At 68.1% G+C, this 323-nt stretch carries 1 protein-coding gene; it reads right to left on the bottom strand.

The genetic code is table 11. The features are described 5' to 3' along the window. Positions 1-319: acyl-CoA thioesterase (locus tag DBR20_RS00380; protein WP_108264786.1), on the bottom strand; the 319-nt coding region annotated here is incomplete at its 3' end. Positions 320-323 lie beyond the last annotated feature (4 nt).

Genomic DNA, 323 nt, shown 5'->3' with positions numbered 1-323 from the left:
GCTTGCGCTCGCCGCTGTGCAGGTCCTCGGCGATCAGCTCCACCTCGACCTTCATCGAGCTGCGGCCGACCTCGACGATGCGGCCGATGGTCTCCACCATCTGGCCGATGCGGATCGGCAGCTTGAAATCGACCTGGTCGCTGCGCGCGGTCACCACGGTGCGGCGCGAGTAGCGGGCGGCGGCCAGGAAGGCGGCCTTGTCCATCCATGCCAGCGCCTGGCCACCGAACAGGGTGCCCATGTGGTTGGTGTGGTTGGGGAAGACGATCTCGGCCATGCGCACTTCGGTCGGCGGCACGGTCTCGGGGATAGGGGTCATGGGG

The organism is Stenotrophomonas sp. HMWF023, assembly GCF_003060985.1.
Taxonomy (GTDB): Bacteria; Pseudomonadota; Gammaproteobacteria; order Xanthomonadales; family Xanthomonadaceae; genus Stenotrophomonas; species Stenotrophomonas lactitubi.
Note: the sequence above shows the minus strand (reverse complement) of the source record. Positions and strands in the feature narration are given on the sequence as shown.